Annotated in this window: 19 protein-coding genes; 10 read left to right on the top strand and 9 right to left on the bottom strand. The window is 33.4% G+C overall.

Features of this window, described 5'->3' with window-relative positions; genetic code table 11:
- The first annotated feature begins 14 nt into the window (after window positions 1-14).
- The 8 genes from ACLUJM_RS06275 (at window position 15) to ACLUJM_RS06240 (ending at window position 9,542) form a co-directional block, all read left to right on the top strand.
- The gene (locus ACLUJM_RS06275) at window positions 15-560 is read left to right on the top strand and encodes a GNAT family N-acetyltransferase (RefSeq protein WP_094208352.1); all 546 of its coding nucleotides are present in this window, start codon (window positions 15-17) and stop codon (window positions 558-560) included.
- A gap of 1 nt (window position 561) precedes the next feature.
- A complete protein-coding gene (locus tag ACLUJM_RS06270; RefSeq protein ID WP_412412469.1) occupies window positions 562-1,959 on the top strand; it encodes an MATE family efflux transporter in 1,398 nt (465 codons plus the stop codon).
- Between the two features lie 85 nt (window positions 1,960-2,044).
- The gene (gene gltX / locus ACLUJM_RS06265) at window positions 2,045-3,514 is read left to right on the top strand and encodes a glutamate--tRNA ligase (protein ID WP_412412468.1); all 1,470 of its coding nucleotides are present in this window, start codon (window positions 2,045-2,047) and stop codon (window positions 3,512-3,514) included.
- Between the two features lie 8 nt (window positions 3,515-3,522).
- Window positions 3,523-4,911: a cysteine--tRNA ligase gene (gene cysS / locus ACLUJM_RS06260; RefSeq protein WP_412412467.1), complete on the top strand. Its 1,389-nt coding sequence runs from the start codon at window positions 3,523-3,525 to the stop codon at window positions 4,909-4,911.
- The gene (thyX, locus tag ACLUJM_RS06255) at window positions 4,911-5,672 is read left to right on the top strand and encodes an FAD-dependent thymidylate synthase (RefSeq protein WP_412412466.1); all 762 of its coding nucleotides are present in this window, start codon (window positions 4,911-4,913) and stop codon (window positions 5,670-5,672) included. Before cysS ends, thyX begins: the two co-directional genes overlap by 1 nt.
- Window positions 5,673-5,684: 12 nt before the next feature.
- Window positions 5,685-6,530 (top strand): DegV family protein, encoded by an 846-nt coding sequence (locus ACLUJM_RS06250; protein WP_412412465.1) that lies wholly within the window; start codon window positions 5,685-5,687, stop codon window positions 6,528-6,530.
- Between the two features lie 19 nt (window positions 6,531-6,549).
- The gene (locus tag ACLUJM_RS06245) at window positions 6,550-7,917 is read left to right on the top strand and encodes an MATE family efflux transporter (RefSeq protein WP_154254464.1); all 1,368 of its coding nucleotides are present in this window, start codon (window positions 6,550-6,552) and stop codon (window positions 7,915-7,917) included.
- 344 nt (window positions 7,918-8,261) lie between these two features.
- Entirely contained in the window at window positions 8,262-9,542 is a 1,281-nt protein-coding gene (locus ACLUJM_RS06240) for a dicarboxylate/amino acid:cation symporter (RefSeq protein WP_412412464.1), read from the top strand.
- A 111-nt stretch (window positions 9,543-9,653) separates the two neighbouring features.
- Here ACLUJM_RS06240 and ACLUJM_RS06235 read toward each other — a convergent pair whose 3' ends face one another.
- Both ACLUJM_RS06235 and murC read right to left on the bottom strand, forming a co-directional pair.
- Entirely contained in the window at window positions 9,654-10,583 is a 930-nt protein-coding gene (locus ACLUJM_RS06235) for a linear amide C-N hydrolase (protein WP_412412463.1), read from the bottom strand.
- Between the two features lies 1 nt (window position 10,584).
- On the bottom strand, window positions 10,585-11,970 hold the full coding sequence (gene murC, locus ACLUJM_RS06230; protein WP_311437313.1) for a UDP-N-acetylmuramate--L-alanine ligase: 1,386 nt from the start codon (window positions 11,968-11,970) through the stop codon (window positions 10,585-10,587).
- Between the two features lie 145 nt (window positions 11,971-12,115).
- Here murC and ACLUJM_RS06225 point away from each other — a divergent pair, with 145 nt between their 5' ends.
- On the top strand, window positions 12,116-12,901 hold the full coding sequence (locus tag ACLUJM_RS06225; RefSeq protein WP_412412462.1) for a PfkB family carbohydrate kinase: 786 nt from the start codon (window positions 12,116-12,118) through the stop codon (window positions 12,899-12,901).
- Between the two features lie 102 nt (window positions 12,902-13,003).
- A complete protein-coding gene (locus ACLUJM_RS06220; protein ID WP_412412461.1) occupies window positions 13,004-13,876 on the top strand; it encodes a YitT family protein in 873 nt (290 codons plus the stop codon).
- A 129-nt stretch (window positions 13,877-14,005) separates the two neighbouring features.
- Here ACLUJM_RS06220 and grdD read toward each other — a convergent pair whose 3' ends face one another.
- The 7 genes from grdD to ACLUJM_RS06185 form a co-directional block, all read right to left on the bottom strand.
- Complete coding sequence (gene grdD / locus ACLUJM_RS06215; RefSeq protein ID WP_412412460.1) at window positions 14,006-15,151, bottom strand: glycine/sarcosine/betaine reductase complex component C subunit alpha; 1,146 nt, start codon at window positions 15,149-15,151, stop codon at window positions 14,006-14,008.
- A 10-nt stretch (window positions 15,152-15,161) separates the two neighbouring features.
- Window positions 15,162-16,709 (bottom strand): glycine/sarcosine/betaine reductase complex component C subunit beta, encoded by a 1,548-nt coding sequence (gene grdC / locus ACLUJM_RS06210; protein ID WP_294684145.1) that lies wholly within the window; start codon window positions 16,707-16,709, stop codon window positions 15,162-15,164.
- Between the two features lie 39 nt (window positions 16,710-16,748).
- Entirely contained in the window at window positions 16,749-18,059 is a 1,311-nt protein-coding gene (gene grdB / locus ACLUJM_RS06205; protein WP_412412459.1) for a glycine reductase complex selenoprotein B, read from the bottom strand.
- A gap of 18 nt (window positions 18,060-18,077) precedes the next feature.
- The gene (gene grdA / locus ACLUJM_RS06200; RefSeq protein WP_080545250.1) at window positions 18,078-18,554 is read right to left on the bottom strand and encodes a glycine/sarcosine/betaine reductase complex selenoprotein A; all 477 of its coding nucleotides are present in this window, start codon (window positions 18,552-18,554) and stop codon (window positions 18,078-18,080) included.
- Between the two features lie 58 nt (window positions 18,555-18,612).
- On the bottom strand, window positions 18,613-19,905 hold the full coding sequence (locus ACLUJM_RS06195; RefSeq protein ID WP_412412458.1) for a glycine/sarcosine/betaine reductase component B subunit: 1,293 nt from the start codon (window positions 19,903-19,905) through the stop codon (window positions 18,613-18,615).
- Between the two features lie 99 nt (window positions 19,906-20,004).
- Window positions 20,005-20,325 carry a thioredoxin TrxA gene (gene trxA / locus ACLUJM_RS06190; RefSeq protein WP_002835444.1) on the bottom strand — a complete coding sequence of 107 codons (321 nt, stop codon included), beginning with the start codon at window positions 20,323-20,325 and terminating at the stop codon, window positions 20,005-20,007.
- Window positions 20,326-20,346: 21 nt separating this feature from the next.
- The gene (locus tag ACLUJM_RS06185; RefSeq protein ID WP_294684237.1) at window positions 20,347-20,721 is read right to left on the bottom strand and encodes a GrdX family protein; all 375 of its coding nucleotides are present in this window, start codon (window positions 20,719-20,721) and stop codon (window positions 20,347-20,349) included.
- Window positions 20,722-20,899 lie beyond the last annotated feature (178 nt).

The following is a 20,899-nucleotide window of genomic DNA, read 5'->3' as shown; positions in this document are numbered from 1 at the left end:
ATTTGGAGATATAAATGAAATACGAAGATTTTATTTTAAAATGTGAATATGTAGAAATAAAAGCGTTGGAAATGAAATATTTGAGAGATTTTTATGAATACGCCATGCAAAATGAGGTGGGACCATCTGCGGGATGGAAACCACACAAATCCATCGAACAATCTAAGAAAATTCTCAACGATTTCATCGATTCAAAGTTAGAATATGGTATTTTTCAGGAAGACAAACTAATAGGAATGATTGGAGTGTACGAAGACGATTATTTGTATGCACAGCCAGAGTTTGAAGGGAAAACAGGCGTTGAAATCGGGTATAGTCTGAACAAAAATTATTGGAATCGTGGGATTATGACAAAGGTTGTGAAGTGTTTTGTAAATCATTTGCTAAAGGATTTGGATTACGATTATGTTTCTTGCAGTTGTTTTGTTGAGAATAAAAAGAGTGCAAGAGTTATTGAAAAATGTGGGTTCAAATTTTATGGTGAACATCTGTATGAAAACTTTGATGGAACAAATAAGCTTTGCAATTATTATTACATAAAGAATTTGAAGGAGGGATAGATTGAATTTAGTATTAAAGAAGAGTAAGTTTTTCGGGGATAAAAATTTCTACAAAGGTGTGTTGGTACTAGCAATTCCAATTATTATTCAGCAACTTATTACATCGTTTGTAAATATGTTGGACAATATTATGGTTGGACAGACTGGAACTTTTGCGATGAGTGGAGTTTCTGTTGCTAACCAATTGATTACTGTATTTAACTTGGCAATTTTCGGACTTGTGTCAGCGGCTAGTATTTTTGCGGCACAATTTGCAGGTAAGAAAGATTACAAGAATGTACAAAACTGTTTGTATTTTGATGTGGTGTTATCTTTTATCGTTTCTGTTATTAGCGTTTTAATTTTCTGGGTTTTTGGCGAGAAATTATTGTATTTATTTATGAATCCAGATGCAGATACTGTAAAAAATATTAATACGACTATGAAGTTTGCACTAGATTATACCAAGATAATGACTATAGGATTTATTCCTTTTGCTTTTTCACAATCCATCTCATCCTCAATGAGAGTGAATGGCGAAACTAGACTTCCGATGATAACGTCGATTATTACTGTTTTAGTAAATTTTGCGTTCAACTTGGTTTTGATTTTCGGACTTTTAGGATTTCCAGCATTGGGACCAAAGGGCGCTGCGATTGCGACTGTTATTTCAAGATTTGTTGAACTTTCATTGTTTATTTATTTTGCAAACAAAAACAAACTTAGATTTACATTTTATTCTAATTTTTTCAAAAATTTCCATGTCGATACAGGGCTTTTCAAAAATATAACTGTTGCGGGAATCCCTTTGATAATCAATGAAGTTTTGTATTCTGTAGGGATTGCTGCGATCACACAATCTTATTCAACAAGAGGAATTGAAGCTTTGGCTGCGTACAATATTTCTCAGACAATTATAGGACTTTTCATCGTTTTTAATTTGGCGATGGGAGATTGTATTTCAATTATGGTAGGAAGACTTTTAGGTAGTGGAAATGTCGATGAAGCTGTGGATACAGACAGGAAATTAATCGTGTTCTCACTTATGTTATCACTTGTAGTTGGAATTGTGTTGATTATTTTGGCGCCACTTTTTCCAGAATTTTACAACACAACTTATGATGTAAAATTGATGGCGACAAATATGCTTAGAGTTGGTGGAGCATTTTTGTGGATATCTGCTTTATACAATGCATCATATTTTACACTCAGAAGCGGAGGCAAAACTATTCTGACTTTGCTTTTTGATTCTGTAGGAATTGTTTTGATTTCGTATCCAATTTCGTTTTTATTGGCAAAATTTACAGATTTAAATGTGGTGTTGATGTATTTGATAATTTCTGTGATTGATTTGTACAAGGTTATTTTGGGATTGTATTTAGTTGGAAAGAAAATTTGGGTAAAAAACTTGGCGAAATAATTGCTTTGGGTTTATTAATAAATGTTGAATTTGGCTATTTGTGATATAATAAAATAAGTTAAATTTATTTTTTATGGAGGATATTATGAGTGAAGTAAGAGTAAGATTTGCTCCAAGTCCAACAGGATTTTTGCACATTGGTGGACTTAGAACAGCTTTATATAATTATTTGTATGCTAAAAGAAATAACGGAAAATTTCTTTTGAGAATTGAAGATACTGATAGAACTAGATATGTTGATGGTGCTATCGAAAATTTATTGGAACAATTAAAATGGGCAGGGCTTGATCCGGACGAAGGAGTTGTCCTTGATGATGAAGGAAACGTAACTGAAGTTGGAGAATGTGGTCCTTATGTTCAATCTGATAGAGTAAAACAAGGATTGTACCAAAAATATATCGACGAACTTATTGAAAAAGGATACGCTTATTATTGTTTCTGTTCAAAAGAAAGATTGGATCAAGTTAAGGCACAACAAAAAGCGGATGGTTTGATGCCTAAATACGATGGTCTTTGTAGAGGAATTAGCGTTGAAGATGCTAAGAAGAGAATTGCAAATGGCGAAGAATATGTTATTAGATTGAAACTTCCTGAAAACAAAGAAATCACATTTAACGATGCGATTAAAGGTAAGATTACTTTCAACACTAATGATATGGACGATCAAGTTTTGATAAAATCAGACGGATTTCCAACTTATCACTTCGCAGTTGTAGTTGACGATCATTTGATGGGAATTACTCATATTGTTCGTGGTGATGAATGGATTTCTTCAACAGCAAAGCATGTGTATATGTATCAATGTTTCGGATGGGATGTTCCAGAATTCGTTCACTTACCAGTTGTTTTAAACAAATCAGGTAAGAAATTATCTAAGAGAAATGACGACGTTGCAGTTAAAGATTTCCGTACAAAAGGATATTTACCAGAAGCTATCGACAATTACCTTGCACTAGTAGGTTGGTCAAGTGAAGATAACCAAGAAATTATGTCGATGGAAGAATTGGAACATAAATTTGATTTCAGTAGAGTTTCAAAATCTGGAGGAGTTTTCGATACAGAAAAATTAAACTGGATTAACAGACATTATATAAAAGAAATAGAAAACGAAGAATTAGCATCGATGTTAAAACCATACTTGGTTGAAGATGGTGTGATTTCTGAAGATTATCCAGATTACAAATTATTAGAAATTGCTTCATTATTCAAAGAAGAGTTGGATTATTTACAAGAAATTACTGAAAAAGTTGAATTCTTGTTCAAGGATTACGAAATGGATGATGATGCTAAGGAATTCCTAAACTACGAAAAATTAGACGAATTGATGAATGCACTAAAAGAAGAAGTCGAATCAGTTGATGAAATCGAAAAAGAATTTGCATCAGGAGTTATGAAGAGAGTTCAAAAGAAGACAGGAATCAAGGGCAAGGATTTGTGGATGACTACAAGGGCTGTAATTACTGGAAATGTTCACGGACCAGACTTGGATTCTATTATGGTAGTTTTAGGAAAACAAGAAGTTTTAGATAGGATAAACAAAGCTTTAAATAGATAGGAGAAGATATGAAGTTATACAATACACTGACACGAAAGAAGGAAGAATTCAAACCAATAAAAGAAAAAAATGTCGGTATATACGTATGTGGTCCTACAGTTTATAATTATATTCACGTTGGAAATGCAAGACCGATTGTGGTATTTGATACTTTGCGAAGATATTTTATTTACAAAGGATATAATGTTAAATTTGTAAGCAACTTCACTGATATCGACGACAAAATTATAAATAAAGCAAAAGATGAAGATATAGACTTCAGAGAAATCACCAAGAAATACATTCAAGCTTACTTGGATAATGTATATGGACTTAATTTCGACGAAGAAGACACAATTCATCCAAAGGCTACTGAATATATCGATGAAATGATTAAATTCGTGAAAACTTTGGAAGACAAGGGCGCAGCTTACAATGTCAATGGCAATGTGTACTTCGATATAACAAAAGCAAAAGATTATGGTAAATTATCCAAGAAAAATATCGATGATTTACGTGCTGGAGCTAGAATTGATGTAAATAGCGAAAAGAAAAATCCAATGGATTTTGCTTTGTGGAAAAAGAGAAAAGAAGAAAGTGAACCGGCTTGGGAAAGTCCATGGGGAATGGGAAGACCTGGTTGGCACTTGGAATGCTCTGTAATGAGTAAATCAATTTTGGGTGACACTATCGACATTCACGCTGGTGGAGAAGATTTGCAATTCCCACACCACGAAAATGAAATCGCACAATCAGAAACATGCACTGGAGCTCATTTTGCAAATTATTGGCTACACAACTCAATGATAACTGTAGACAAGGAAAAAATGAGCAAATCAAAGAATAATTTCTTCTTATTAAAAGACATAGAAAAAGAATTTGATTTGGAAGTTATCAGATTGTGGTTGTTATCAGTTCACTACAGAAATCCGATTGATTTCAGTCACGACACATTAGTTGCTACGAAAAATTCTCTTGATAGATTGTACACTGCTAAGAAATTTTTGAATAGAATTTTAGAAAACTCTTCTGAAAAAGAAGAAAAAGATAATAATATACAATCATTCAGAGAAAAATTCGAACAAGCTATGGATGATGACATCAATACGGCCGATGCAATTAGCGTATTGTTTGATTTCATTAAATATATCAACAAAAATTACAATGAAAATACATCGAAAAATATCTTGCTTGACGCTAAGAAATTGATGGATGATATTTCTTATGTTTTGGGAATTTTATTCAAAGAAGATGACGATGATTTGGATTCTGAAATAGAAGATTTGATCGAACAAAGAAATGCTGCTAGAAAAGAAAAAGACTTCAAAAAAGCAGATGAAATAAGAGACAAACTCTTATCTATGGGAATTGTGTTAAAAGACACAAGAGATGGAGTTATATGGGAGAGAAGTAATTAATGAAGGTTAATCTAATTAGATACACTCCTGATGCACAAAAACTTGTCGCATCAAGTGCAAAACTTTGCTATTCAGATAGTTCTGTTATGGAGATTGAAGAAGGACTAACTGATGAAAATGTAGAAAATTTCATAGATAAATTAATGGATTTAGGACACATGTCACCGGTTGAACACATTAGTTTTACTTTTGCAATAGAGGGTGTATCTAGAACTTTGACCCACCAATTGGTCAGACACAGATTAGCAAGCTACTCGCAGAAATCTCAACGATATGTGAGAGCGAATAATTACGAGTATATTATCCCTCCAAAAATAAAAAATAATCCCAAGGCTTTAGAAATCTACGAAAAACACATGCAACATACAATTGACGCTTATAACGAACTTACTGAGATTCTTATTGAAGAAGAGTACGACAAATTAATCGAATCTGGTGTTGACGAGAAAAAAGCAAAATCAATGTCAGAAAAAAGCTCCATTGAAGATGCGAGATATGTTTTTTCAAATGCAACTGAGACTAAAATTGTCATGACAATGAATGCTCGTGAATTGTTGCATTTCTTTGAAGCTAGATGTTGTCAAAGAGCGCAATGGGAAATTCGAGAAATGGCGACACTAATGCTTGTTGAAGCGAAAAAAGTGTGTCCACAAATTTTCAAAAAAGCAGGACCAGGTTGTGTTAAAGGAAGTTGTCCAGAAGGAAAGATGACTTGTGGTAAAATAAAACAAGTTAGAGAATATTTTAATAGCCTTGACTAAGTAGGAGATATTATGGGAAAAATCGCAATTTTAACAGATTCAGGTAGTGAAATTACACCAAAAATAGCTGAAGAATACGGCATAGAATTGATACCACTTCAAATAAACTATTCTGATGTTTCATACGATGATTACACTGTTGAACCTAAATATATATACGAAAACATCGATAGAGAAGTTCCAAAAACTTCTATTCCATCAATTGGAGATATAGTTAATAAATTAAATGAAATAAAAAATAAGGGATTTGACAAGATAATCTGCATTTCAATTTCTTCAAAATTGAGTGGAATGTACAATGCTTTTATGTTGGCAAAAGATCAAGTGGAAGATGTGCAAGTAGAAGTATTTGACTCAAAAAATATTTCGATTGGAACTGGGTTTTTTGCAATATTTGCGAGAAAATTAATTGATGAAGGGTTATCTTTTGAATCTGTAATCGAAAATATGAAATCAAAGATAAAAGATTCAGTGCCAGTTATAACTTTGGATACTTTAAAATATTTGTCTTTAGGTGGTAGAATAGGTAAAATTACTGGGATCGTTGGTAATTTATTAAATTTGAAGCTTATAATATCTTGTAATGAAGACGGAGAATATTATACAGTAGAAAAAAATCGTGGTACTATGAAGAACATTAATCATGCAATTGATATCGTAAAAAAAGAATTATCAGATATCAAAGATTATTACTTGGTTTTATTAAACGGCGACAATAAAAATGCTATGGAAATAGCGAAGGATAGCATGAAGGATTTAATTGAAGGAGCAAAGTTCTACTACGAAGGACAAATCGTTCCAACATTAAGTATCCATACTGGACCGGGATTATTTGGAATAGGTTATTTTAAATTATAAATTAATAGGGGGCGAGTAAATGGGAAACAAAAAAAGCAATATAGAATTTATTACTAATGGAAATATTACTGATGTGATTTTTAAATTAAGTATCCCATTGATGATTAGTAATCTAATCAAAACCCTTTATGGTATAACTGATGGAATATATGTAGCTCGAATTAGCTCGGAAGACTATGCTGCGACATCTTTTACTTGGCCTGTGCTGTATTTGTTTATAGCAGTTGGACTTGGAGTAAGTGTGGCAGCTACTTCTTTAATGAGTCAAAGACTTGGCGCTAGAAAACTAAAAGACTGCTCAATTTATGCTGTGCATACTTTAATTCTCACGACAGTACTTGGAGTTATCTTTAGCATTCTAGGTGTAATTACCGCACCATTTATTGTAAGATGGATGGGAGCGACAGGAAGCTTTGAATATAAATCATACATATTTCTTGCGATAAACTCTGTAGGGCTATTGTTTGATATGATATTTTTTGGATATCAATCGATACTCAATTCTCAAGGAAGAACGAAATCTATGACGATTATATCGACAATTTCATCTGTGACAAACGTCGTTATAGATCCATTCTTTATTTTTGATAATGTTTTGGGAATTCCAGGACTTAACATGGGACTTGCAGGTGCCGCATGGGCGACTGTTTTATCCAAAGTATTGCTTGTAGTTTTTGCGATAATAGTTGTCAAAAAAGAATCTGAGATCGAAGTTAGTTTCAAAAACTTCAAACTTGATATGGGAATTATCAAACACATTTTTTCCATCGCTATCCCAGCATCACTTGGATCAAGTGGGGAAGCTATTGGGTTTACTGTTCTTAATGGATTTATCCAATCGTACGGTACAACTACGCTTGCTGCATTTTCTATGGGCAACAGGTTGTCCGATATATTCAATCAAGGAGCTATAGGAATTGGAATGGCGTTGACATCAATTACAGGACAAAATATTGGAGCAGGTAAAAAAGAAAGAAGCAAGGATATTTTCAAACGTGCAAATATTATAATAACTTTCTTCTCTTTGGCTTCTGCGATAATTATTTTGCTTTTCAAAGATCAATTGCTATCCATATTCATCAAAGATCGTTCAGATATAGAACTATGGAGACAAGCAAGTGAGTACATGTACTTCTCAGCGATAATTACATTTTTCATGGGATATTTCTCAGCGATTAATGGTTTCTTCCAAGGTGTTGGAAAAACAAAGCTTACAATGTATTTGTCACTCGCAAGGTTATGGGTTCTAAGACTTCCGCTTATTATGATACTTAAGAGCTTGACAAATCTCGGTTCTACAGGAATTTGGATATCAATGTTAGTGTCAAATGCTCTGACAGTTATTGTGGGATTTATTATTTACAAACGAGGTAGATGGGAAAGATAAGGCTGATGTTTAACATCGGTCTTTTTTTATTGAAATATTCTATATATTTCAAAATTGAAATAATATTTGTAAATTTCAATTTAAAATTAAATAAATAAAAAGCATTGATATATTAACGATAACCGGCATAAATTGTAAAATAATTTAAAAATCTTTATCAAACCATCTTTTCTATAAATTTATAAAAAAACATGGAAACCTTAGAATTTACATAGAAAATCGGTATATAGAATAATATAATAAATAAATTTTGTGAAAACGATACATCTAAATATCAATCATTGTCTATTATAAGACAATATGATAAGATTAGTGTGACAAAAATATATAAAGGAGATGTTGAAATGATTAAAAGCTTAATCGCTTTAGTTGTAGCTTTCTTATTGTGCGTAGTTATTGATCGTTTGAAGAAAAAAGGTACTTCATTCATGATCAGAATTTTATTAGCTACAGCAATGGGTGCTATAGTAGGACTTATTTTTAAAGGAGCCACAGACTATGTAGCAATATTTGGTCGTGTGTTTATTAGTTTATTACAAGCATTTGTAATTCCGCTATTATTATTTTCAATTATAACTACAGTTGCATCTTTGGAAAGTACAGAAAAATTAAGATCAACAGGAGGAAAGACAATTGGTATACTAGCTTTACACAATGTTTTAGCTTCTGTTGTAGCATTAATTTTAGGCAAATTAGTAAATTTAGGGGTAAATGCAAATATTAAAATGGATGTTGCAGATAAGGTTAAGGAAGTGCCACCTTTCTCAGATGTATTTGTAAGTTTCTTCCCAAAAAATATTGTAGATAGTATATTGCATACTAAAGTTGTCCCAATAGTCGTTTTTGCTGTTATAATTGGTGTTACTGCATTAAAGTATTCGAATAAGGATGAAATAAAACCATTTATGGATTTTACAGCAGCTGCTGACAAAGTAATGAACAAAGTAATTGGAGAAATCATAGAATTTACTCCATACGCAGTTCTTTCATTATTAGCTCACCAAGTAGCTACTTTGGATTTATCATTTGTTGCATCATTATTATTCTTATTATTAATGGTTTATGTATGCTGTTTCTTCCACACATTTATAACTACGACAGTGATGTTAAAATTAATGGCACATGTCAATCCATTTAAGTTCCAACGTAAATTCTTCCCAGCATGGTTATTAGGATTTACAACTCAAAGTTCATTGGGAACTTTACCAGAAAATATAAGGGAACAAGAAAAAATGGGTGTTCCAACAGAAACTGCATCATTTGCAGGTTCAATTGGTACTACATTTGGTATGCCAGGTTGTGCAGCTGTATGGAATATTTTATTAGCAGTTTTCACAATAAACGCTCTTAATATTCCATTTACAATGACACAATATGTAATCATGGTATTTACTGCACTTCTTGCTTCTGCAGGAACAGTAGGGGTTCCAGGAACTGGTACTATGTTAAATGTAGCTTTATTTACAGCTATGGGATTACCACTAGAAATGATTTTAGTGCTAAGCCCAATCCAAGGTGTTGCAGATATGGCACGTACTTCAACTAATGTTCATGCAGGTGGATCTACTGGTGTTATAGTAGCAGCTATGCAACACGATTTAGATTTAGAAAAATATAATGCATAATTGATTAAAAATAGAAGCATTTTGATTTTTCAAAATAGCTTCTATTTTTTTGATTTTAATTTTGCAAAAATTTAAAAGATAGGCTAATCCAAGCCTATCTTTTAAATTCTTTTAAATTCTTTTAAATTCTAATTTGTTTTCAAAATAATATGAGTATATTTCATTTTGGTCTGGTATATCATCAAAATCTATCAAATAAGTTTGAGTATTGGAATGCGTTCTAACAGCCATAGAAGCGGTCTGTGTGTCGAAAGCACTTATATACCTAGTAAATGTATAGTAATCGTGTGAATCGTTCTTAAAAAAGCCCTCAGTGATTTTTAGGGGCTCTAAGATACTAAATGCTGATGAGTATGCTTCATTTACATTATTAGATTTCTTGTGAGTTGACAGGATGTATTTTGCTCTGATAAATCTACTCACAGGATCATAGGCTCCTGTCAAATCTTTTATCTGATTAAACTTGGACAAATCACCGACGGATTTTTCATATCTTTTAACGTGTGAAGAATATTTTGGTGAATTAGTCATTACTTTAGGATTATCTCCACATGGGACTAATTTGTGATTTTTGTATTCCAAAACCGTTGAATCACCTGTTCTGTCGACAAACATAAAGTGGAAATCAGGGCATATCACAGAATTTCCATCAACATCTTTGTTAGCTAGGTGAATATTGTCCAAATCATTTAACAATTCTTCAACTGTTTTGTAATTTCCAAGTGCAAAATTCATAAAATCTAGTGAATTTGTGTTTATTTTTCCTTCAACTGGATGATTGCTGAACAAATTATTTGCGATAAACATATTCGTACAACCGCACAGTCCGTGTTCATTTACACCATCTTTTATAGGGTACAGATTTCTAAAACACATTCCCATCATTTTATATTTTGAACGCAGAGGTTTGTGATATAAATCATCCGCATAATGAAATCCTCTTGGAATATATATCATATTGTATTCCAAAGGCACTTCAAAATCAAGCGTACGTGCCATCACAGAGCCTTTTGGATAGTCTACGATAATTGTTGTACACATATTATTCTACAATCATTTTGGCAAGTACATCAGGGTTTCCGCAACCAGTAGTCAATACCATGTCATTCTCAGAAACTTTAGATCGGATATAATCACGTGCTTCTTCAAAAGTTTTGTAGTATTTTGCATTCACGCCATTTTTAACTAGTTTTTCGACCAAATCTGTGGAATGAATGCTGCTGTCGAATTTTTCCCTTGCAGCGTATATTTCAGTTACTATAACCTCATCACAATCGTAGAATGCATTGGCAAAATCATCCAATAACATCTTTGTTCTCGAGTAAGTGTGGGGTTGGAATACGCAGTAGAATTTACCCTTTTTGTGCTCATCTAATGCTTTCAATGTATTTTTGATTTCGGTAGGGTGATGACCATAATCGGTCTTTATTTCACAACCTTTGTAAAAACCTACAGTCTCCATTCTTCTATGAAGATTTTGGTATTCCTTCATATTTTTTCTTATAGTGTCGATATCGATGTGGAATTCGTAACATGCGATAATCGCAGCCGCTGCATCGTATATGTTGTGACGTCCAATTATAGAAAGTGAGAATTCTTCATCTTTGTCGAATTTTTTAGATGAAATCACGAAAGTTGGATTTCCATTTTCATTGAAAGTTATATCGTGAATGTTATAATCAGCTTTTTCATTTTCGATACCAAATGTTATGATTTCACCTTTGATGTGTGATAACAGAGGTTTGCAGTTTGGATCATCTATATTTATTATTGCCTTGGAATTTTCGTCTAAGTTTTTCATGTAGCCGATGAATGTTGCTACGATGTGGTTCAAATCTTTGTAGAAATCCAAGTGGTCTTCGTCGATATTTAAAATAATAGCCATAGAAGGGTAGTAGTTTAGTATATTTGCTTTGTATTCACAGGCTTCAGTAAGCATGTATTCGCTATTTCCACAGTGAACATTTCCTTGGATTTCGTCAAGTTTTCCACCTAAAAGTATAGACGGATCAACTTTTGCATCAATTAAAATTTTCGCGATCATTGAAGTTGTCGTTGATTTACCATGAGATCCACTAACTCCTATGGAGTATTTGTAATTTCTCATGAGTGCTCCAAGGAAGACACCCCTGCTTACAACATCTACTCCAAGTTCTCTTGCAGCAACTAATTCTTCGTTGTCATCTAAGATTGCATCAGTGTATACAATTAAGTCAGGATTTTTGATATTTTCTCTTTTTTGTCCGATAAATATTTCAACGCCTAGACTTTTTAGTCTATTAGTTTCATCTGATTCTTCTCTGTCGCTTCCAGATATTTTGTATCCGTAGTGGTTTAACAACTCAGCGATACCACTCATTGATATTCCACCGATTCCTATAAAATGTATATATTTAAATTTGTGCTCTTCTATATTAAAATTGAACATAAGCCCCTCCTTATTTCCATCTGATATTATATCATAAAAAACACAGAAAATATGAGCATTCGAGAGGTTAATATCTACAAAAATATAAAGATTGATTTGATATACAAATCTATTTTTAGTGTTATAATTAGATGGAGGAGAAAACATGAAAGATATATTACTAATCAATGATATGCCAGGATATGGGAGAGTTGCTCTCAGCTGTATGATTCCTGTGCTTAGCAACAAAGGTAAAAGCGTTTTTAATTTGCCGACAGCTGTTGTAAGCAATACGTTGGATTATGGCAAATTTGCAATATTAGATACAACTGAATACATGAGAGAAGCGACAAAGGTTTGGGAGGAATTGGATTTTAGTTTTGATTTGATAGCTACAGGATTTTTGAATAGCTTGGAGCAAGTTGATATCATAAAAGAATTCATATCTAAACAAAAAAATTCACCAGATGTTGTAGTGGATCCTATTATGGCTGATAATGGCAAACTGTACAATGGTTTGGATGAAAAAAACATAGAAAATTTCAGAAAACTTATCGATGTAGCGACTGTTATAATCCCGAATGAAACAGAGGCTAGATTAATAACATCCATGATAGACAATCCTATAAAAGATGTTTCCGAAAAACTGATACAAATGGGTGCAAAATACGCTGTTATAACTAGCGTTGAAGAAAATGATGAGCACTTCGTTTTTTGTATGGATGAGAATTTGAAATATGATAAGATTTACTATGAATACATAGATACATCGTATGCTGGAACGGGGGATTTGTTTTCGGCGCTGTTTATAAGTCAATATACAGAAAATAAATCTATATTTGAATCTGCAAGATATGCAAGTTTGAAAACAACTGAATTATTAAAACTTTCCTTGGACATAAGAGATAAAGCTAGAGGCTTACCAATAGAAAGATTTATTGATATTTTGTAAATTAACATAAGCACATACTTATTAGAAATATTTGAATATATCGTTGTAAATTGTATATTCAATTGTTATAATATTATTGCATAAAAATACTAGGGGGATAATATGATTGATTTAGACGCTTTAGAAAAGAGAAATAAAAGGAAAAGCGTAATTATGATGGCAGTAGGCGTAATCCTTATTGCATTGGGAATTCATTTCTTCTTGGCACCTAACAAATTGTCACTAGGTGGGGCAGCCGGAATGGCAATTGTAATAGGTAATTTCGTTCCTATTTCAACAGGTCCAATTTTGATTATAATAAACACGGTTTTATTTATCGTAGGATTTATAATGCTAGGAAAAGCATTTGGACTTAAAACTATAATTTGTTCTTTGGGACTTAGTTTATTGGTTTGGATTTTAGATATTGTATTTCCTATGGAAAAACCATTATTTGAAGGAAAAATGATTCAATTAATAGCAGCAGTAATGATTTACGGAACTGGTGTAGGGATTGTACTTAATAATTACGCATCAACAGGTGGATCTGACATATTCGCTAAGATATTGAATAAATACTTGGGAATTGAGTTGGGTAAAGGATGTTTGATGGTGGATTTCCTTATCACATTATCAGCATGGTATGCCTACGGAACAGAAATAGCGATATACTCACTTGTAGGTACTGTACTTAATGGTTTAATAATAGATTTTACAATTAATGGTATGAATACATCAAAACTTTGCACTATTACTACTTCGAAGCCTGATGAGGTAAGCAAATTCTTAGTAGACAATCTTACAAGATCTGCTAATATTTACACTGCAAAGGGTGCTTATTCTGGATTGGAAAAAGAAATTGTTCAAACAGTTGTAAGCAACAGAGATTTTATAATGCTTAAAAAATACATTCAAGAAATAGATCCATTAGCATTCGTAATTGTATGTAATGCAAGTGAAACTTACGGTTGGAGATGGAGAAATATAATAGAATAGTAAAAACAAATTTGAGACCAATTGTTTAATAAACTTTTGGTCTTTTTTTATTATCAGACTAAAATAATAAAAATATGTAACAAAAAAAGATGTGTGACTAATCACACATCTTTTTAAAAGCCTATAGAATTATTCTATATAACCATTTTGTTTTAGTATTTGTGATGCTTTATCTAAGTTTGCATCAGACACTTGAACGATTGGACCAGTACAGCCCATACCGCTTTCAGCGTATATATTTTCTTTCCATAAAGCTTGAACAGCATCTTCAATTTCAAGAATATCAATTCCTGAGATTGTTGCAGATACGACTTCTTTGTCTGGCATTTTAACTTCTTCAGAAGATTCCTTTGGAGCTTCTTTCTTAGTTAAAGAATCTAAGATGCCTTTGAAGTCAGCCTTAGCAGCTTGTTTATAGATAGATTTTTTATTGTTATCAATTCCACCAGCTACAGTTTGGAAAGCATATTTTAAAGCATTTGCAACTACAGGAGCACCTGAAGCACGAGATACTATAAATATGTTTCTTTCGTAGCCTTCACCGATACCAGGACCATATCCAAAACCAGTAGTTTCGTAGTTACCACCTGATGTGAATGAACCGAACATCTTCATTAATAAGTTACCTGTTAATGAATCAGTTACCATTACATCACAGCTTCCCATAAGAAGGTCATTACCTCTCATTACGATACCACCGTCAGCTCTTTGGCTTTCAGCAAATTCGATATCGAATCCGTTGTCTTTGAAGTGTTTCAAAGCTTTTTCTACTTGTCTTGCACCATCGATATTTAAAATACCAACTGTTGGTTTTGTGATACCACAAGATTTAGCTGCGATAACACCTGCAACTGCATTTCTTACCATAGCTTTTGTTCTTTCTGTATCACTAGTTCCTGTAGTAGTAGCTAAGAACATTTCTTTGCCAGTACCAGGAGTGATTACTCTACCAACTGTTGAAACACCGATAGGGAAGTTGTAGTGAAGAGTTACACAGGCTTGAATTTCGCCACTGTCAAGTAATTCTTCCATCTTTTTGTACATATCTTCATCGTTATCAACTTCATAAGTTTCATGTTCGTCATCAACTTTTTCACCAATAACAACTACTTCAAAAAGATCAGAATCAGCTAATTCAATAGCTTTTTTCATGTTTTCAACACCGTGTTCACTACCTAAAGTAGTAAGACCGATTTTTACTTTCTTACCAAATTTTCCGCTTTCGATAGCTTCAGATATTTCAAGAAATACTTCGGAAATTTTTTTATTATCCATGTCTACACCTCTATTCTGCTAAAAGATTTTCAGCTAGTTTTCTCATGGATTCTGCGATTACTTTCTTAATTTGATCCTTTTCTGATTCAGATGAAACTGATGATTCATCTTCCATTTTACCATCATTTCTTTCCATAACGATAGATACACCATCAAATAAGTTAGTCATTCTACCTAGGAACAAACTACCTTTACCAACGAACATTACTCTGTTGTAATCTCCTTCAGTTAAGTCTTTAATAGCATGTCCTGCATAAGGAATACCTGATGGGATGTGTCCTTGTGTTGGAGCCCAACCTACTAAGCCTTTTTCTTTAATGAAATTAGCTAATTCTTTTCTGTCTAAGTCTCCTTGTTTAACAGCAAGGGCAGCGATCATCTTATAGTTAGCTTCAGGAACATTTCCAGCTCCGGCAGGTTTAGTGATATCTGGGTTTTGCATTTCTACTGAGAATTTATCTACATCAGTAATCTTTAGTCCATTTTCTTCTAATGAATGAGATACTAAGCTAGAGATAACTGCTTGTGGTGAAGAACCAGTCTTAACTGTGTGACGTCCTACGATGTCAGTTCTTAATACTGGGTGAACACCATCATTTTCAGAGATTAATATTGCAAATCCACCAACTACGTCTTCAAGAACTGGGAAGCCCTTTTTAACGTGGTCTTTAGCATTCATACCTAATTTAGCAGTTGAACCACCTGCTACTACCATAACATTCTTATAAACACCAGATTTAACTAAAGCACTTGCTTCAATTAATGAGTGAATAGGAGCTGCACAGAATCCTCTTGTATCAGAACCTGTTGCATTTTGTAATCCTACGATTTCAGCGATTGATTTTGCAAAGTTACCGCCACCTCTTTGGTTAACGTCTCCGCAGGCTTCTTCTGAACATTCGATTACATAATCTATATCATCTCTATTAATGTCGTTCTTAGTAACTAATTCTACAGCTGCTAATACACCTGAAGCTTTTACTACTAAGTTTTCAAACATTGTGTGAGCGCTTAAGTTTACGTCGATATCATGAGCTGCTTTGATATAACCACAAACTTTACCATCGTGGTATAAAGCTTCTGCCATGTGAGTGTCGAATAATTCTTGAGCATTTGAAATATCAGAACCTTTTAAGTGAGAAAAATATGGTTCCAAAATAGGATATTCTTCTTCAATAACTGGTTTGATTTCGTTTACGAATTCTTCAGAAAGTTTAACTAAGTCGAATGCATCACTCATTTGTAATAGGGCAATGAATACGTCTTGTTTTACGATTTTACCCATTTTACCATCAGCCTTACCTTCTTCGTAAGAATGATCTGTAAATGGCATTTCATAATTATCAAGTTCTTGAGGAGATAAATTTCCTATATAAACTTGGTTAGGAAGATATTTTACTACCTCATCAAAACTTCTAATGTGTTTTCCAACTTCTTTTAAGAATTCAGAATCTGGGTTTACTACTCTTTCAGTTTGACATGTTGATCCGTTTTGGATAATCATATCAGGAGTGTTGACTAATACATAGCCAGCTCCCTTTAATACTGGAAAATTCATCTGTTAACTATTCTCCTTTATTATTTATTTATATTTGAATTAGTCTTCAAAAACTGTTTGATCTTCTACCTCTGTAGTCAAAGCGTTTAATGCTTTCATAACAATCTTTTTACGAAGACTATATTCTTCTTCTTTAGTTAATGCTGGGTTTCCTAATGGGTGAGGAATAGCAATAGCTGGGACAATTCTGTTAGCACCTACTGTTAATGAGATAGGAGTAACTGTACAAATATGAACAACAGGAAGTCCTGTACGTTCAATTGCTTTTACCATCGTTGCACCGCAACGTGTACAAGTACCTCAGGTACTAGTAAGAACAACTGCGTCTACGTTGTCAGCTAATAATTTTTCACCAATTTCAGTACCGAAAGCATCAGCATTAGCAACGGCAGTACCATTACCTACAGTTGAATACCAAGTTTCGTGTAATGAACCAATAACGCCTTCTCTTTCGAATTCTCTCATAACATCGATAGGAGTAACTCTGTCTCCATCTTCGTTAGCGTATACTGGGTCGTATCCACCGTGAGCTGTTTCAGAGTTTTCAGCTGTTAAATCATCGATTCCGTGGAAATCATAAGAACCGTATTTAGTTGCTGAAGATGATTCAATGTGATCTGGGTTTCCTTTTGGAACTGTACCACCAGAAGTTACAAGAGCGATTCTTGCTTTTGATAAATCTTTGATAGCTTTACCAGGTTCAACTCTATCGAATGCAGGCATTGGATATTCTGTTTCGAATTCTTCGCCATTAATTTTCTTAATAAGCATTTCAACAGCTCTTTGAGAACCGATTTTGTCTGAGAAGAAGTTAACACGAACTCCTCTTTCAATATATCCTTCTTCTTTAGGAGCGCCAATTTCTTCTCCCTTAGCAACCTTAGGACCTAATTTACCGATTTTCTTCATAGCGTCTCTCATACCAGCGGCACTATTCTTAGTTTCTACGATATAAACGTCCTTTTTGTACATATCTGCACCTGGGTTTTCAGGATACATACCTGTTAATACAGGAATATTTAATTCATCTTTAACTGCTTTAGCCATAGTACCAGCAGCAACACCGTATCTACCAGCGTTGAATGCAGGACCAGTTACTACGAAGTCTGGGTTAGCTTCTTTGATCATTCCCAATACTTCTTTTTGAGCAGCTTCCATATTTTCACCGAAATATGAGTCACCACATACTACAGTTCTAACTACTTCAAAATCTTCTCCCAATGCTTTTTGCAATTGAGCAGAGATAGGAGGTAATTGTTCTGCTATAAATGGTTTTGTATCAGCTTTTTCTTCTCCACCAATACCAGCGAAGAATTGGTTTATATAATGAACAACTTTAATTTTATCCATTAAGCTTACTTCCTTTCTTTATAAAAATTTACAATAATCGCTTCTGATATCGTTCATTTCTTCAGCGATTTCATCAACGTCAAGAACCATTTCCATCATACCAACTTGTTCATCATATACGTCAGCATCGAATTGTTCTTTACATTCTTCTTCTACAACATGGTAAACTAACAATCCAAGTTCAACGCCTGCTAATGGGCCTGCGAATGTTGGGTCACCTGCTGTTACTGTTTCAGCTGCAAGACCTGCAGCTTCAGCTTCTGCGGCACCTAGAAGAACCACTACGTTTTCAGCTCCGTATTGTTCAGCGAAGTCTTTAACTCTCTTTTGGTTTTCTAAGTCCATAGCTCCTGCGCTAGTTCAGACAAAGCATTCAGTACTTGAGAAAATTACTTCTGTATTTTCTACTGTGTTTACACATGTTTCAATTGCAAGACCTGGAATTCCGTCACGGTCTCCAATTATGATAACTTTTTTATTTTCTAAAAATCCCATAACTATCCTTTCTTAAGTTTATATTTTGTTTATATTTTGAATAAATCTTTTTTATTAATTAATAAGTTTTTGCTGTTAATCTGTTGAATCCAGTTTCGTTAGTAGCACCAGTAATTGCTTGGATTTCTACTTCGATAGTACCGTCATCTTTTAATGCTCCATCAGATCCACCAGCGATAGTGTCAACGAATTGGATGTGACCAATTACTTTGTCCATCTTTGGTAAAGTGATGAATTGGTTAGCATTACCACCAGTTACTACTGCGTTTGCAGCTGGGTCAGCATCTGCTAATGATTGAGAAGCACCGTCACGTCCTGCATATTCATCAGTGATGATAACAGTTTGGATTCCTTTGCCTTCAATCTTCTTACAGTTCATGATTAAGTCAGTATCTGGGTTACCGAAACCTTCTTGTGATACGATAGCAGCGTCAGCTCCTAAGAATTCACAAAGTTTTGCAGTCATGTCAGAGTGTCTAATCTTATCCATCAAGTATACATTTTCGTTAGTAATTACAACTCCTAAGAAGTTGATTGATTTACCGTGTTCTTTGTATAATTCTCTGATTACACCATTGTTTAAGTGAACGTAAGTTGGGTTTTTGTCACAAGCACTTACACAGTTACCTGAACAAATTGCTCCGTCCATGATTTCAGTTGGGTATAAGAAAGTTGGAATAATTTTCTTAGCGTCAACTCCGTAAACATAAGTGTCGTGTAATAAACCTTGAGTTTGTAACATGTAAACATATACAACTTTTGGTAATTCTGGATATTGTTTAACTTGTTCTAAGATTGGAAGAGTTTCGAATGTTTCCCATTCATCTGCTTCTAAATCTTTTGCTAATCTACCGATGAAATCAGTGATTCTTAAACCAGCCATTCTAACTCCAGCTTCGTGATTGTGTTGTTTAACACCTTCAACTGGTTCGATAGTTACTACTAAGTTAACTGTTTTAGAGAATGGAGTGTATTCAGCACCTAAACCTGACATGTCGATGATACCTTCTTGGAATCCTACGATTTTACCTGTTGTAACAACAGCAATGTCTTTAAGAGCGATTGTCTTTCCTGAACCAACAGGATCAACTTTGTTTAATAATCCTGGGAATATTTCTCCACCTTCAACTTTAACTCTTGGTTCGTTAACATCCTTAACTGGTGTTATACGAGTGCTTTCGCCTGGATGAGCGATATCAAAATCAATTGATTCTAAGTGTTCATCATCAGCTACACCTGATACATCTGCTAATTCTTTCTTATTAAGATACAAAATGTGGTCTTCGATTCTTGACTCACCTTCATCAAAGATGATGTCTTTAATAAAAATCTTACCTAATTCAAGACGCATATCTTAACCTCCTATTATATTTTTTATTTTAAACTCAATAGGGGAATGCCCCCTAATGAGTTTTTAACTAATTTACTTCTACTTTAATCTAGCTTTAGATTAGTTGTAGTGTTTTTGGATCATTGCTTCTATGTTTTCCAAATTAGCGTCATCTTTATTGATTTCATCAATTTTTTGACCGTCTTTGTACATTAACATAGTTGGTAATCCTAATACTTGTTGTTTGATAGCAACTCTTCTAGCTGAAGTAATGTTTAGTGAACAGAATTTAATTTTGTCACCGTATTTTTCAGCTAATTCATGAACGCCTGGCATAAGTGCCTTACATGGTTCACATCCGTCACTCCAGAAGTCTACGAATACTAATCCTTCAGCTTCTAATACTTCTGGTTCAAAAGTTTTCTTGTCTAATTCTAACATTTCAAATGCCTCCTAAAATTTTTATATTAATATCCTATCCAAAGTTTGACTAATAATATCGAAATCGACAACTCTAAAATCATCTAAGATTTCAGCTGGCCAACGCTTTGGCTTAGAAATATTCATAAACTTAGTTGCAGTATTGATACATTCTTCAATCATCATTAATGAATCCGTATCAAATTTGTCACCCTTTTCCAAAATAACCGATCTAAAAACCGTTTCGTTTGGCTTTACTGATCCATAAAGTGGGTGAGTTACTAGGCGATAATTTTGATGAATTAAATCGCGTGCTTTTTTCAAAATTCCGATGTAGTCGATATCCATGTATTCAACTTTTACATCAGTTCTTTTGATAGCATCTTTAAAATATTCATTGTTTGTGATTAATAACATCTTTTACCCTACCTGTCTTTTGATTCGTTATAAGCTATCTTTTAAGCTCAATATTATTATATAACAAAATCAGTCAAATGTAATCATATATAGGAAATCATAATAACCGCTCATAAAAAATAACAAAATGCTTTACTATATAAAATTCATTTTGTTAAAACCAAAACATTAATGATTA

It is taken from the genome of Finegoldia sp. (genome assembly GCF_046991905.1).
Taxonomy (GTDB): Bacteria; Bacillota; Clostridia; order Tissierellales; family Peptoniphilaceae; genus Finegoldia.
Note: the sequence above shows the minus strand (reverse complement) of the source record. Positions and strands in the feature narration are given on the sequence as shown.

Coding starts and splice junctions, on each gene's coding strand:
- ACLUJM_RS06275 (WP_094208352.1), top strand. CDS start 15: ATGAAATACGAAGATTTTATTTTAAAATGTGAATATGTAGAAATAAAA.
- gltX (WP_412412468.1), top strand. CDS start 2,045: ATGAGTGAAGTAAGAGTAAGATTTGCTCCAAGTCCAACAGGATTTTTG.
- cysS (WP_412412467.1), top strand. CDS start 3,523: ATGAAGTTATACAATACACTGACACGAAAGAAGGAAGAATTCAAACCA.
- thyX (WP_412412466.1), top strand. CDS start 4,911: ATGAAGGTTAATCTAATTAGATACACTCCTGATGCACAAAAACTTGTC.
- ACLUJM_RS06250 (WP_412412465.1), top strand. CDS start 5,685: ATGGGAAAAATCGCAATTTTAACAGATTCAGGTAGTGAAATTACACCA.
- ACLUJM_RS06245 (WP_154254464.1), top strand. CDS start 6,550: ATGGGAAACAAAAAAAGCAATATAGAATTTATTACTAATGGAAATATT.
- ACLUJM_RS06240 (WP_412412464.1), top strand. CDS start 8,262: ATGATTAAAAGCTTAATCGCTTTAGTTGTAGCTTTCTTATTGTGCGTA.
- ACLUJM_RS06235 (WP_412412463.1), bottom strand. CDS start 10,583: ATGTGTACAACAATTATCGTAGACTATCCAAAAGGCTCTGTGATGGCA.
- murC (WP_311437313.1), bottom strand. CDS start 11,970: ATGTTCAATTTTAATATAGAAGAGCACAAATTTAAATATATACATTTT.
- ACLUJM_RS06225 (WP_412412462.1), top strand. CDS start 12,116: ATGAAAGATATATTACTAATCAATGATATGCCAGGATATGGGAGAGTT.
- ACLUJM_RS06220 (WP_412412461.1), top strand. CDS start 13,004: ATGATTGATTTAGACGCTTTAGAAAAGAGAAATAAAAGGAAAAGCGTA.
- grdD (WP_412412460.1), bottom strand. CDS start 15,151: ATGGATAATAAAAAAATTTCCGAAGTATTTCTTGAAATATCTGAAGCT.
- grdC (WP_294684145.1), bottom strand. CDS start 16,709: ATGAATTTTCCAGTATTAAAGGGAGCTGGCTATGTATTAGTCAACACT.
- ACLUJM_RS06195 (WP_412412458.1), bottom strand. CDS start 19,905: ATGCGTCTTGAATTAGGTAAGATTTTTATTAAAGACATCATCTTTGAT.
- trxA (WP_002835444.1), bottom strand. CDS start 20,325: ATGTTAGAATTAGACAAGAAAACTTTTGAACCAGAAGTATTAGAAGCT.
- ACLUJM_RS06185 (WP_294684237.1), bottom strand. CDS start 20,721: ATGTTATTAATCACAAACAATGAATATTTTAAAGATGCTATCAAAAGA.